Source organism: Providencia sp. JGM181 (genome assembly GCF_018257375.1).
GTDB classification, from domain to species: Bacteria; Pseudomonadota; Gammaproteobacteria; order Enterobacterales; family Enterobacteriaceae; genus Providencia; species Providencia lanzhouensis.
The window spans coordinates 16,107-29,894 of the sequence record NZ_JAERJY010000027.1; the positions used below are offsets into that span (position 1 = coordinate 16,107).

Here is a 13,788-nt window from a genome sequence, read left to right on the forward strand (position 1 = left end):
TGATTTGGTGGCAGATATTGCCACCATTTTTCACTGGTCGCCGGCAGTAACCGAAAATTATTCTTTGACTGAATTATTAGAATGGCGTTATCACGCCCTTAAACGTAGCGGTGTTGAAGATGAGTAAAGATTTACGTTTACAGGTGATTTTAAGTGCCGTTGATAAATTCACAAAGCCACTACGCGGCGCTCAAGATTCCAATAAAAAACTGGCGGAAACTCTCCGCCGGTCTCGCCAAGAATTAAAAGAACTCAACAATCAAGCTCAGCAAATTGATGGCTTTAAGAAAACAAAGCAATCCCTTGATGCTGCAAATAATGCTTATCAAAAAACCACCGAAAAGGTGAGCCAGCTTTCGCGCGAATTATCCTCAGTACAAAACCCAACAAAGGCGCAGTCCAGAGAATTTGAACGTGCCAAGTCTGCCGCTGCTAAGCTAAAAATGGAAGCGGGAACGTTAAGCGTATCGCTACAGCGACAACGAGAAGCGCTGAAAAATAGCGGCATATCGACCCGCCAGTTAAGTCAGGCTCAAACCAGACTCAATAGTGATATTTCCTCGGCTAATCAACGATTGCAGCAACAAGAGCAGCAATTAAAACGTGTCGCCAATCAAGAGCGGCGTATGTCGGCGGCGAAAGATGGCTATCAAAGAACCATGGACGTTCGAAACAAAATGGCTGGAGCTGGTGCCAGCATGACAGCCGCAGGGGTTGGGATTGGTTATGCGGCAAAAAAAGTCTTAGTACCAGGCTATGACTTTGAAATCGGCATGTCGAAAGTACAAGCTTTGACTCGTTTGGATAAAAACTCAGACGATTACAAGATGCTGAGAGAGCAGGCGCGTGATCTGGGTGCAACGACGGCATTTACGGCGAATGAAGTCGCACAAGGGCAAGCGTTCTATGCGATGGCTGGTTTTAAACCTGAGCAAATTAAAAATGCGATGAAAGGCACATTATCAATGTCACTCGCCGGAGACATTGATTTAGCCACTACGGCGGATATTGGCTCTAATATTTTAACCGGCTTTAAACTTAACTCGGATGAAATGAACCGTGTGAGCGACACGTTAGTCGCAACGTTTACACGCTCTAACGTCAACTTAAACATGCTCGGCGATACCATGAAATATGTTGCGCCAGTGGCGTCAGGGCTTGGTGTTGACTTAGAAACGGCAGCAGTTGCCGCCGGCAAGCTAGGTGATGCAGGTATTCAGGGCAGCATGGCGGGTACTGGTTTGCGATCTATTTTGGGGCGCTTGGCTGAGCCGCCAAAGCAAGCCGCCGAAGCTCTCACAAAGCTGGGTATCAAAACTAGAGATGCGAAAGGCAACTTACGTGAGTTACCCGTTATTCTTGCCGAGTTGGACAAGAAAACTAAAAAAATGGGTACTGCGCAGCGAGCAGGGTTGTTCAAGCATATAGCTGGCGAAGAGGCATTTTCTGCATTATCTGTACTTGTTGATCAGGCGGGTTCGGGTCAATTGCAGGCAATGATTGCAGAAATCAAAGCCGCAAAAGGTGAAGCCGAAAAAGTGGCTAAAACCATGACCGATAACCTTGACGGTGATTTGAAAAACCTCACGTCAGCGTATGAAGATGTCGGGATTCAAATCTTTGGTGGTGCCGATAGTCCATTGCGTGACATAGCTAAAAGCGTCACCGATATCATTTCAAGCTTTGGTGAATGGGCAAAGAAAAACCCTGAAATAGTTAAAACACTGACAATGATTACATTGGGGCTTGGTGCAGTTCTGGCGGTGGGCGGTGGCATATCTTTGATGATTGCTGCCATGATTGGTCCACTTGCGATGGCGAAGCTCAGCTTGTCAGTGTTAGGCATTAAAGGTAGTGGTTTCCTCTCGTTGCTGATTAAGCCAATTAAGCTGATTGGATCTGCGTTTATGATGTTGGGAAGGGCGTTATTAGCTAACCCGATTATCTTAATTATTACCGCCATTGCGGGTGCGGCTTATTTGATTTACAAGCATTGGGACAAGATAGGTCCCTATGTGAAAGGCGTGTGGAATTTAGTCGCAGGTATTTTTAAGGATGCCTTTGATGTCATTCAATCTTTCATTATGAAGTGGACGATTGAGCCAATCATCAAAGTGTGGGATGGAATAGTGCGTTATTCAAAAGCGCTATGGGATGGTGTGACGCAGATTTTTAATCAATTTTGGGAGGGGATTAAATCCTATGTCATGAACTGGACGTTAGTTGGTTTGGTTTATCAACATTGGGATAAAATTGTGTCTGTGACGTCGCGCATGTGGAAATTGATTAAAAAAACAATTTCAGATAAATGGAATGAGATTGTCGCTGATGTGACTGCATTGCCCGAACGTTTCAAGCAAATCGGTGGTGAAATTATCGATAGTTTGAAGAACGGTATTCTTGAAAAATGGGAGTCACTAAAATCTACATTTGCCGAAATTAAGCAGGCGGCGACAGATTTATTACCTGAATGGATGTTATCAGATGATGCCAAAGCTGCGAGATTGGCGACTCAGACAAGTGGTGCATCCGTTGCGGGTAAGTCACTTGCAGGGTTATTTGATAGTGGCGGTTATATTCCACGTGGTCAATTTGGCATTGTGGGTGAGTATGGTCCTGAGATTGTTAATGGTCCTGCGAATGTGACCAGTCGTAAAAGTACAGCGGCATTGGCTGCGGCAGCATTAACACTAGGGTCAATGTCGGCAGCGGCAGATAAGCCGATTCATCCCTATGCCCTGCCGGCTAAAAACTACGTTTCTACCCCAGTTAATATCACTCAAAATCGCAGTGAGTCTAGTCGATCCCCGATTGAAATTCATATTCATCCTACACCGAATCAATCAGCCGTGGATATTGGAAAAGAGGTTGCAAGGCAATTAGAAGAAGCGGAGCGAAGAAAGCAATCAAGGCGGTTAAGCCAGTATCAAGACAGTGGAGAATATTAATTATGGCAATGGCAGCACTAGGCGTATTTATTTTTCATTTGCGAACAACGCCCTATCAAATGATGCAGATTAATAAAAAATATCGATACGGATTTAATAACCGCGTCGGTAAGCGACCTGCATTCCAGTTTATTGGTCCTGATAGTGATGATATTTCGTTAAGTGGTTCGTTATTTCCATCATTAACTGGCGGTAAGTTATCGTTATTGGCTTTGGAGTTAATGGCAGATACTGGTAAGGCATGGTCTCTGATCGATGGAACCGGCACAATTTACGGGATGTTTGTCATTGAAGAAATCACACAATCAAAAAGTTACTTTTTTGATGATGGTGCCGCTAGACAAATAGATTTCACGTTGAAGTTGAAACGGACAGACGAGTCATTAAGTGAAATGTTTGGTGATTTGAGTAAGCAATTGAGTGATCTCCGTGGGGCATTGCCATTATGAGTATGTTTACGGGGGATGAATCGACACCGGCATTTGTGCTAGCTGCCGGTGGTGAAAATATCAATGCGCTAATCCAAGGGCGTTTAATGTCATTATCAATGACTGATAACCGAGGGTTTGAAGCCGATCAGCTTGATATTGAGCTGGATGATAGCGACGGGAAATTGGCATTGCCAAAGCGCGGGGAAACACTATCACTTCATTTGGGCTGGAAAAATGAGCCATTAATTTATAAAGGTACGTTCACGGTTGATGAAATTGAGCATAGCGGTGTACCTGATAAGTTGACTATTCGCGGACGTAGTGCTGATTTTCGTGACACGTTAAACGTCAAACGTGAGCAGTCATATCATCAAAAAACGCTGGGCGATATTGTGAGAACAATTGCGGAACGTAACAAGCTCAAGCCAGTGATAAATGAAAGGTTGGATAAAATAAAGTTAGCCCATATTGACCAAACGAATGAGTCAGATGGCTCATTTCTGACGAGAGTCGCTAAAACCGAGGGGGCAATTGTTGCCGTAAAAGATGGCAATTTATTATTCATGCGGCAGGGGGAGGGATTAACTGCGACAGGGCAGCGAATTCAAACGATGTTTATTACTCGTTCCGTCGGTGATGGACACCGTTTTTCTTTGGCTGATAGAGGGGCGTACACGGGAGTAATTGCAAACTGGTTAGACACTCGCGAGCCGAAAAAGAAAAAAGAAGTTGCAGTGAAGCGAAAGCGAAAAAACAACAATAAAACACCGGTGAAAAAAAATGAGCCAAAGGAAAAGCAAGGCGAATATTTAGCGGGGGAGCTGGGCAATGTACTGACGTTATCCCATACCTATGCGACTAAAGAAAATGCGGCAAGAGCTGCTAAGGCGCAGTGGGAAAAGATTCAACGCGGGGTTGCCTCGTTTTCTATTCAGCTTGCGCGAGGGCGTGCAGATTTATATCCAGAAATGCCGATAATAGTGAGTGGGTTTAAGCCTGAAATTGATAATGCTGAGTGGACATTAACGCGGGTTGTTCATTCACTTAATGATAGTGGGTATATGAGCGCATTAGAGCTTGAGGTAAAAGTTTCAGATCTCGATATGGCGGGAGAAGAAAATTAACACTGTATAAAATCACATGTTATACTGTATGCAATATTAACATCATGACGAAAGGTATATTATCATGATGAATTGTCCTCTTTGCGGTTACGCAGCTCATACCCGTAGTTCTCAGCAAGTCTCAAAAGAAACCAAAGAACGTTATAACCAGTGCCAGAATATTAATTGTGGTGCAACGTTTGTGAGTCATGAATCAGTATCAAGATTTGTGGTTAAACCTAAACTTGTAGAAGCTGTAAACCCTCACCCTAATAAATATCAGCAAGCCTCTTTGTCATTATAAAAAATATGCCCCTCAATGTGAGGGGCAATAATGATTAACCTGCATTGACTAATTCATTAAAGAATTCATCAAAACCTTTCTTGCCACTGTCATCAAATCTCAATTCATTAAACTGGTCAGTGAAAGAGCAGCTTTCATCTATCAGGTCATCAAGACTATTTATAGGAATATATTTTTTAGTGATCTCTAATGCCTGTGGCTTACTAATTGTTACTGTATATTCAGGGCTGCTACCCAATTTCTTTTTATCTGAAATGAGGTAGGAAGTAACAGTAACAGAATTGTTTGGGGTATTAATTAAGCTGCGATAAATCCCGTAAATCACCGCGCGTTTGGTTAATGTTTCTTTTAGGCTTTGGCTATCTTGCTCATACGCTGATGATGATAATCTGATCTTTAGTGGCGACTCGCTAATGATTTCAAGTGAGTTATTTTCTGGGTAAAAATCACTGAAATATTCCATTGCATCGCTTGCGGTTGCATAAGTGTGATTTTGTTTTGTACAGTCGTTTTTAGATGAAAGATAGCTCGCTGAAAACGCAAGATTTGAAAATGCGAATGATAGAAAAGTAAAAGTTAGAATGTTTTTGGTTGAACGTGACAGAAAGTTAGTCATTACATGCCCTCAATTAAATTGGACTTAAATTAGAGTCCGGTTTTGAAGATAAGTAAAGCCCCTCAAAAGAGGGGCTAATTGGTCAATAATGGTCGATGTGGACGGACAATGGACGGTGATTAGCATAAGGCTTTATATAACAATGCATTACGCTTATATAATGAACACCATCCCTGTCTTTATAGCCCCTTTTTAAGGGGCTTTTTTTTGTGTTAAATGGAACTATGTTAACTATAGTTGACAATGTGAGTGTGATAACTATAGTTAACAGATAGCGAGAAGGGAGGCTCTATGCTGACTGTACTAACGACAGATATTTTTAATAGATGGATGCATGACCTGAAAGATATTCGAGCAAAAACAAAAATACAGGTAAGAATTCGGCGTTTGAAGCAAGGCAATTTTGGTGATGTTGAATCAATAGGTGATGGTTTTTCTGAATTAAAAATACATGAAGGGAAAGGATATCGCGTTTATTTAAGAAAGATTGATAATACAATCGTATTGTTAATCAGCGGTGGTGATAAATCGACGCAGCAAAAAGATATCGACAAAGCCAAACAAATTTTTCGTGAAATTGAAGGTGATCTATGAATATTAAAATAAAAGAGTATGACATTGCTGAGCACTTAACGAACGAAGAAGAAATTCAGCTGTATCTTAATGAAATATTAGAAGAAGGCGATACGGCACTCATTCTTGCAGCATTAGGCGATATTGCGAGAGCGAGAAATATGACCCAATTAGCAAAGGAAGTAGGAATGAGCCGAGAAGGGCTATATAAGGCACTATCTGGTGAAGGTAACCCTGCATTTACCACTATCTTGAAGATAGTTCATTCACTAGGACTAAAGTTGCAATTTAAGAGCGCAAGATAACCCTCTTTTTTACTCTTCTATTACTATCAGTAATATTTTTATTACTGATATGTTGTCTATACATTCACTTTCCACGTACTATCTTCATTTCCAGCGATTATTCCGAACACTTGCAAAATAGATTTTCACACATCCAAAGAGGTCATATTGCGCCATGATCCAGAAACTTACTGCTCAAGATTATAAAAAAATGCCTTGGAAAAATGGGCAAGGATTTACGTTAGAACTCGCAAGAAGCCACGGGGAAGGGCTAGAAAATTTTGACTGGCGAGTGTCGATTGCAGACGTAAAATCCGCGGGCTCATTCTCTTTCTTCCCAAATAAACAGCGCATTATTGGCGTATTGGAAGGCACCGGGATTGTGTTGCAGATAGATAAAAACCTGCCAGTTTCTTTATTACAAAAGCAATTTCACGCCTTTAATGGTGAAAGTGATGTGTATGCCGAATTAATTAATGAAGCCATCCGCGATTTTAATTTGATTTACAACCCTGAAAAGTATTCAGCTCGGCTGCAATGGGTATCTTGTGAGTCAGCAAACTCGTGGATCAGTAATGGAAACTGTGTGCTGATTTTTAACTTACAGGGCAAGCTAGAGTTGCAGGTAGATGGGCAGCACTCAGTCTTAAATGATTTTGAAACCCTATTGGTCGAAAAATCAGGTACTCCTACGCAATATATTGCCTCTCCTGAGCATCATGGGGACTTTTGTGTGATTGAGTTATTCGAAAGATAACGCTGCAAAGCCATTTAAGTCATTTTAGAGTGATTTAACTCAGTCAAATCGCGACTATTTAGTTAGCGGATAATTCTGATAATTTCACTCTTTGGACAAAATTGTTATCAAATTCATAGATTGCTTATTTAATGGCTTTATTCTTATTGTGATTTTAAACAGAATCTTTAGGCTATATCTCCTAATCGTTATTAGAACGAGAATGGTTTATTAAAAACAGTAATATAATTTTTGTAGCAAGGAAAAAAAAGAAGATGAAAATGAAGGCGCTTGTTGCGGTCGCAGTTTCTGCGGTCATTATGACTGGCTGTAAGAGTATGGACACTGGGCTGATGACCAACTCTGGAATGCAATTATTCCAAGCTGCAACATTATCTGATGCAGATGTTAAAAAATTCAGTGATGACGCTTGTAAAGAGATGGATGCAGAAAACAAAATTGCTCCAGCTTCAAGCAAATATACTCAACGCTTAAACAAAATTGCTAAAGCACTGGGTAGTGAAGTTGACGGTACTCCGGTTAACTATAAAGTTTACATGACTAAAGATGTGAACGCATGGGCAATGGCAAATGGCTGTGTACGTGTATACAGCGGCCTGATGGACATCATGAACGACAACGAAGTTGAAGGCGTTCTGGGTCACGAAATGGGTCACGTTGCTTTAGGTCATACCCGTAAAGCAATGCAAGTTGCTTATGCAGCAGTTGCAGCACGTACTGCGGCAGCCGCATCAGGTAACGATGTTGCGACTCAATTAAGCTCTTCACAGTTAGGTGAGCTGGGTCAAAAACTGGTTAACTCTCAGTTCTCTCAACATCAAGAAAGCCAAGCGGATGATTTCTCTTATGATCTGCTGAAAAAACGTGGTGTGGATACTAAAGGCTTAGTGACTGGTTTTGACAAATTAGCAAAACTGGGTAGCAAAGAAACTAGCATGTTTGACTCTCACCCACCGTCAGATGAGCGTGCACAACATATCCGTGACCGTATCGCGGCAGATAAAAAATAATTTTTATCTTGAATGATATTAATGGGGAAGCTAAGGCTTCCCCATTTTTTATCTAACATCTGAGTTTTATATATAACCTGCATTTTATCTTAATTCTGGTGGTGAAAATAAAGTCACAAATCAGAACTTATCCAGTTGTACTCTTGTTCGACGCTGCATATCTTATTAAGAAAATACGATTAAGAATTTTTTTTATCATTGTTTTATTTGTGCTCGATAAGAGAGCAAGGAAAAAAGATGGAAAAAACACAGCGAGTTTCTCTACTGGCGAAAGGAATGGGAATGCTGTTGTCCGGTACTTGTCGTTTATTAACGGGTGTCCGTACACGTTGGGTCGGATGCCAACCGGCTATTACCCCCCGCATCTACTATGCTAACCACTCAAGTCACCTCGACGGGTTGGTTATCTGGTCAGGGCTGCCTCCTTTAATGCGCCATTTTGTTCACCCTGTTGCCGCGAAAGATTATTGGGATGGCACACCATTTCGTCGCTACCTCGTCAATAAAGTGTTTCGAGCCGTCTTGGTTGATAGAAAAGGGGACAAACCTGCAAAAGAGTCTGTCCTTGGGCCGCTAGAAGCGGTGCTTGCTGCAAACCATTCATTAATTTTATTTCCAGAGGGAACTCGAGGAGATGGCGAGGAACTGGGTAGCTTCAAAAGCGGAATTTATCATTTAGCAAAAAAATATCCCAATGTTGAAGTCGTCCCGGTGTATTTGGAAAATTTAAATCGCGTGCTACCGAAAGGAACAAAGCTCGTGGTTCCAGTTATCTGTTCAGCAACGGTTGGGAAGCCACTATCCCCACTGACTGAAGATGAAAATAAGGCGGATTTTTTGCAAAGAGCGAAAGTTGCACTTGAGGAGATGATGCCATGAGTCTTTGGGATCGTGAATTAGCACTGCTGTTATCCGGTGTCTTCGGTATTTTGATGGTCGCCAGCGTGATAGGCGGTATTCTGGCATACCGTTATTCAGGGGAAAAAAGTAACCCAACCATTGATAACTTAAATGCGCGTATTCGTGCTTGGTGGGTGATGTGCATCGTTTGCGTTTTGGCGGTGGTACTTGGGAATATCGGGGTCGTGATCCTGTTTGCATTGATCTCTTTCTTTGCATTAAGGGAATTTATTACGCTAGCACCGACTCGCCGTAGCGACCATGAAGCGCTATTTTGGTGTTTTTTCGTCTTCCTTCCTCTGCAATATGTGCTGGTTGGGATTGAGTGGTATGGGATGTTCTCGATTTTTGTACCCGTGTTTGTCTTCTTGTTTTTACCGACGCGAATCGCGTTGGCGGGGGATACTTACCACTTCCTCGAACGCACGGCGAAAATACAGTGGGGTATGTTGGTCACGGTATTCTGCTTGAGCCACGTACCGGCATTATTGATGCTGAATATTGAAGGTTACCAAGGGGAAAACGTTAAGTTGCTGCTGTTTTTAATTGTGGTCACGCAAATCTCTGATGTGCTGCAATATGTCTTTGGTAAGTTACTGGGTAAACACCCTATTGTGCCTAAGCTTAGCCCAAATAAAACCGTCGAAGGATTTATTGGCGGAATATTAACGTCAGTGTTAATTGGTATCTGTTTGTATTGGGTGACGCCATTTAGTTGGTGGGCCGCAGGGCTTATGTCATTGGCGATTACGTTAATGGGCTTTGTGGGCGGCCTGTGTATGTCTGCCATTAAACGCGATAGCGGGATCAAAGATTTTGGTGCCATTATTGAAGGACATGGTGGAATGTTAGATAGAATTGATTCCCTATGTTTTGCCGCACCAATTTTCTTCCACCTAACGCGTTATTTTTATACCTAATAGCCTGTTATAAATAGATTTTTCTATTTTTCAATAACCGCAAAAGCACCGTAGGGTGCTTTTTTTATGGGAAAATGCTCTGCATCTTGCAATGATGGGGTCGTGCTGAGATTAACATGGTATCATCGAGACTTAATTTGTACTTCGAAGTAAGATGATTACGTTGAGTGGGTTAGTTTTCGTCATTTGAGCTAAAATTATGTAATCGAGATCACAAGAAAACATAAAAGTCGGCGGGAAAACCCATGCATAATCCTTGCTTTGTCGTATTATTCCAGCTATTGAATCAATTCAGCAAAATTATTGGCTGAGTTTTAGCGGTTAATCCGTCAGCAACTTGTAGTGAATATCAGAGCAGTGCGGTGGTTTTTTCATAGATTTGCAATTTATGTTCATTAATCAGAGGTCATCATGGTCAAGCAGATTAAAAGAATTGGAGTGTTAACGAGCGGTGGAGATGCACCGGGTATGAACGCGGCGATCCGCGGCGTAGTACGTGCAGCTCTCGCAGAAGGTTTAGAAGTGATGGGTATTTTTGATGGATACCTCGGCCTTTATGAAAACCGTATGAAGCAATTAGACCGTTATAGCGTTTCGGACATGATCAACCGTGGCGGTACATTCTTAGGCTCTGCGCGCTTCCCTCAATTCCGTGATGAAAAAGTCCGCGCAGTGGCGGTTGAAAACCTGAAGAAAAACCACATCGATGCATTGGTTGTTATTGGTGGTGACGGTTCTTACCTTGGTGCTAAATGCCTGACTGAACTAGGTTTTCCATGCATTGGCTTACCAGGCACGATTGATAACGACGTTGCTGGAACAGACTACACCATCGGTTATTTCACTGCGTTAGAAACTGTGGTTGAAGCAATTGACCGCTTACGTGATACATCGACTTCTCACAAACGTATCTCTATCGTTGAAGTGATGGGGCGTTATTGTGGCGATCTCACCCTCTCTGCGGCAATTGCAGGTGGCTGTGAGTTTTTAGTTCTGCCAGAACAAGAAATGCCATTTAACCGTGAGGAGTTACTGTCAGAAATCAAACGTGGGATTGAAAAAGGCAAGCGCCATGCGATTGTCGCGATCACCGAGCACGTTTGCGATGTGGATGAGTTAGCAAAATACATTGAAGCAGAAACTCATCATGAAACTCGTGCAACTGTATTAGGTCACATTCAGCGCGGTGGTTCTCCAGTGGCTTATGACCGTATTTTGGCTTCTCGCATGGGTGCATATTCTATCCAACTGCTGCTTGAAGGCTACGGCGGGCGTTGTGTGGGGATCCAAAATGAAAAATTAGTTCACCATGATATTGTTGATGCGGTCATGAACATGAAACGCGTCTTCAAGAAAGATTGGCTGGAAACAGCGAAAAAACTGTACTAATTTCTCACCTCTATTATTGCAAATCTCACCGGTATGGTTGGCATTATGCTGACCATATCGGCGAAGATTGCCCTTGTTCCCCTCGATATTCCTCTTATTTATAAGATTTACCTTTTCGGTATTTCCCGTTGCCGTGGGTATCTGTCAGCCTGATTCCGTATTCAATTAATGGAGAAAAGGATGATGGTACGTTTCTGGCAAAGTTCACGCTATCCCATAGCGGCATTTTCTTTATTGTTATTAACTGCGGGAGCATGGGCGAAAGATATCCAAATTTTAAATGTCTCTTATGACCCGACTCGCGAATTTTACCGCCAATATAATCAAGAGTTTGGTGATTATTGGAAAGCAAAAACGGGGGATACAGTGACGGTGCGCCAGTCTCATGGCGGTTCCGGTAAACAAGCCACTTCGGTGATTAACGGATTAGAGGCTGATGTGGTGACGCTAGCCTTGGCATATGATGTGGATGCGATTGCACAAAGCGGCAAAATTAATCCGGGCTGGCTGAAAAAGCTCCCTGATAACTCCGCGCCTTATACTTCAACTATTGTCTTTTTAGTGCGTAAAGATAACCCGAAAAATATCCATGATTGGAATGATTTGATTCGAAAAGACGTTTCGGTTGTGACGCCGAACCCGAAAACATCCGGAGGCGCACGCTGGAATTATTTGGCGGCATGGGGATATGGATTAGAAAAAAATCAGAATGACCCAGAGAAGGCAAAACAGTTTGTGAAGCAGCTTTATCAAAATGTTGAAGTGCTAGACTCTGGGGCGAGAGGGGCAACCAACAGCTTTGTAGAGCGTGGAATCGGCGATGTACTGATTGCGTGGGAAAATGAAGCGTTGTTAGCCATTAATGAGTTAGGTGCGAAGGGGGATTTTGAAATTATTACCCCGAGTATTTCCATTTTGGCAGAGCCAACCGTTGCTGTTGTCGATAAAACAGTGGATAAGCGAGATCATCGTGAAGTGGCACAAGCCTATCTGGAATTTTTGTATTCACCTAAAGGGCAAGAAATTGCCGCAAAAAACTATTATCGTCCGCGAGATGCTCAAGTAGCCAAAGAATATCAAAACCAGTTTCCACAATTGAAATTGCTCACCGTGGATGAGAATTTTGGTGGTTGGCAACAAGCGCAGAAAACGCATTTTGCTAATGGTGGGATCTTTGATGAAATCATTCGCCGCTAATCGCTAACGATTTAAAGACCAAATTAAGCTCCTAACCGTCCGCTATCATGGCGGAACGGCTAGGAATTTATAACTACCGAATGTTTATCGCTACCAGCTATATTTCACGCCTAGCTGACCGAGATACATCGTTTGTTTATTACTGTTTCCTGATGTTTTTTCACCACCTTTCGGGTATTTCCATTTAGTGGGTTCATAGGCAACGCCGCCCCATAATGCTAACTTCGGTGTCATTTTGTATTCCACTTGAGTTCCGATACGGTAGCCATTACGTAGTTGCTGAGTGATTGAGCCTCTATTGTTGTATTCATTATCATTAATGAGATAGCGGAAATAAGGGGAAATGCTCCAGTCTTGATTTATAGTCACGGGTAAGCCAAGGCGAATTTGGCGTTGTAAGGATTGGGTGGTGAACTCATTATCCCACGCTTTATCGCTGTAATAGCTGATTTTGGCTTTAATGCTATCGGTGAGTTTGTAGCTCACGCCAACTTCAGATTCAAATTCGTAGCTATTGGCCACATAGAAATTACTGTAGTAGTAAAGTGCACCCCAATAATTAAATGTCCATCGTTCATCAAGGTTAATTGAACCAGAAGGCATAACCCAATAGAGGCTGTTGGATGAGCGTGCTTTAGAGCCTGGCGTTCCATCATTAGATTCTTTGCGGTAGGTGAAATTGACATCGAGGTTGGAAATTTTATCTTTAATGAACTGTTTGGTTGCACCGATTTGGGTTCGATTACGAATGTAGGAATCTCTGGAATTGGCGAAGTTTTTTCCGTGATTTCTTAAGGTTTCTCGGTGTTCGAGATCAAACGACCAAGTGGATGCCGGATTACTCAGCGATAACTTACCTATCATACTGGCTTTGTCATACACTTTGTTATTCAGTGAATCCCGCTGACCTTGATACTCTTCGAGCTCGACATACACATTGGTTTTAACGTGCCAATGATTATCACTGGATTGAGAATAACTGGCAGTAGGGAAAATGATTGCTGTGCTAAGAATTGCAGTATTAAGAATTAAACCCGTTATAGACTTCATATTCATCCTTTATAGAAGGCTTTAATTATTTAATGATTGAAAATCGATGGACTCACAGATTAATTATAATAAGGCAGAGTATGTCGGGCTCTGTGGATAAGGATCTAATTATAATTAATAAGGAGCCATTGATTTTTATTACACAACTAATTTACAGAATAAAGAATATCAATCATGAAAAGTCGGCGAGCCGACGCAAGCAATCTAAATGAATTATCTTGAGGTTGTCTATGGTTAATTTTTGATGGTATAGGTATTTAAATTAGTGGGTTAGCTAACTTTTCATTACCTAGTAGATTGCTGTCT

15 protein-coding genes are annotated in these 13,788 nt (G+C 42.1%); 13 read left to right on the plus strand and 2 right to left on the minus strand.

The window, feature by feature from the left end; genetic code table 11:
* The first annotated feature begins 7 nt into the window (after positions 1 to 7).
* The 5 genes from JK188_RS05935 (at position 8) to JK188_RS05955 (ending at position 4,786) form a co-directional block, all read left to right on the plus strand.
* A complete protein-coding gene (locus tag JK188_RS05935) occupies positions 8 to 127 on the plus strand; it encodes a GpE family phage tail protein (RefSeq protein WP_006816450.1) in 120 nt (39 codons plus the stop codon).
* The gene (locus JK188_RS05940) at positions 120 to 2,948 is read left to right on the plus strand and encodes a phage tail tape measure protein (protein ID WP_154634174.1); all 2,829 of its coding nucleotides are present in this window, start codon (positions 120 to 122) and stop codon (positions 2,946 to 2,948) included. Before JK188_RS05935 ends, JK188_RS05940 begins: the two co-directional genes overlap by 8 nt.
* A gap of 2 nt (positions 2,949 to 2,950) precedes the next feature.
* On the plus strand, positions 2,951 to 3,397 hold the full coding sequence (locus JK188_RS05945) for a phage tail protein (protein WP_006812851.1): 447 nt from the start codon (positions 2,951 to 2,953) through the stop codon (positions 3,395 to 3,397).
* Positions 3,394 to 4,503: a phage late control D family protein gene (locus JK188_RS05950; RefSeq protein WP_211887657.1), complete on the plus strand. Its 1,110-nt coding sequence runs from the start codon at positions 3,394 to 3,396 to the stop codon at positions 4,501 to 4,503. Before JK188_RS05945 ends, JK188_RS05950 begins: the two co-directional genes overlap by 4 nt.
* Before the next feature lie 64 nt (positions 4,504 to 4,567).
* Positions 4,568 to 4,786, plus strand: a complete 219-nt coding sequence (locus JK188_RS05955) for an ogr/Delta-like zinc finger family protein (protein ID WP_119246396.1) — start codon at positions 4,568 to 4,570, stop codon at positions 4,784 to 4,786.
* 34 nt (positions 4,787 to 4,820) lie between these two features.
* Here the strand turns inward: JK188_RS05955 and JK188_RS05960 are convergent, their stop codons facing one another.
* Entirely contained in the window at positions 4,821 to 5,402 is a 582-nt protein-coding gene (locus JK188_RS05960) for a hypothetical protein (protein WP_154634176.1), read from the minus strand.
* A 291-nt stretch (positions 5,403 to 5,693) separates the two neighbouring features.
* On the opposite strand from JK188_RS05960, the gene JK188_RS05965 reads away from it, so the two are divergent.
* From JK188_RS05965 to JK188_RS06000, 8 genes are all read left to right on the plus strand, one after another.
* Positions 5,694 to 5,996, plus strand: coding sequence for a type II toxin-antitoxin system RelE/ParE family toxin (locus tag JK188_RS05965; protein ID WP_132497042.1), 303 nt, complete (start codon positions 5,694 to 5,696; stop codon positions 5,994 to 5,996).
* On the plus strand, positions 5,993 to 6,280 hold the full coding sequence (locus JK188_RS05970) for an addiction module antidote protein (protein WP_108479168.1): 288 nt from the start codon (positions 5,993 to 5,995) through the stop codon (positions 6,278 to 6,280). Before JK188_RS05965 ends, JK188_RS05970 begins: the two co-directional genes overlap by 4 nt.
* Before the next feature lie 154 nt (positions 6,281 to 6,434).
* Positions 6,435 to 7,016, plus strand: coding sequence for a HutD/Ves family protein (locus tag JK188_RS05975; RefSeq protein WP_211887659.1), 582 nt, complete (start codon positions 6,435 to 6,437; stop codon positions 7,014 to 7,016).
* A gap of 254 nt (positions 7,017 to 7,270) precedes the next feature.
* Positions 7,271 to 8,026 (plus strand): M48 family metallopeptidase, encoded by a 756-nt coding sequence (locus tag JK188_RS05980; RefSeq protein WP_154603263.1) that lies wholly within the window; start codon positions 7,271 to 7,273, stop codon positions 8,024 to 8,026.
* 237 nt (positions 8,027 to 8,263) lie between these two features.
* Entirely contained in the window at positions 8,264 to 8,905 is a 642-nt protein-coding gene (locus JK188_RS05985; protein ID WP_211887660.1) for a lysophospholipid acyltransferase family protein, read from the plus strand.
* A complete protein-coding gene (locus tag JK188_RS05990) occupies positions 8,902 to 9,846 on the plus strand; it encodes a phosphatidate cytidylyltransferase (protein WP_036950825.1) in 945 nt (314 codons plus the stop codon). Before JK188_RS05985 ends, JK188_RS05990 begins: the two co-directional genes overlap by 4 nt.
* Before the next feature lie 411 nt (positions 9,847 to 10,257).
* A complete protein-coding gene (pfkA, locus tag JK188_RS05995) occupies positions 10,258 to 11,235 on the plus strand; it encodes a 6-phosphofructokinase (RefSeq protein ID WP_132497045.1) in 978 nt (325 codons plus the stop codon).
* A 183-nt stretch (positions 11,236 to 11,418) separates the two neighbouring features.
* On the plus strand, positions 11,419 to 12,432 hold the full coding sequence (locus tag JK188_RS06000) for a sulfate ABC transporter substrate-binding protein (RefSeq protein WP_211887695.1): 1,014 nt from the start codon (positions 11,419 to 11,421) through the stop codon (positions 12,430 to 12,432).
* 90 nt (positions 12,433 to 12,522) lie between these two features.
* Here the strand turns inward: JK188_RS06000 and JK188_RS06005 are convergent, their stop codons facing one another.
* On the minus strand, positions 12,523 to 13,488 hold the full coding sequence (locus JK188_RS06005) for an OmpG family monomeric porin (protein WP_211887662.1): 966 nt from the start codon (positions 13,486 to 13,488) through the stop codon (positions 12,523 to 12,525).
* Positions 13,489 to 13,788 lie beyond the last annotated feature (300 nt).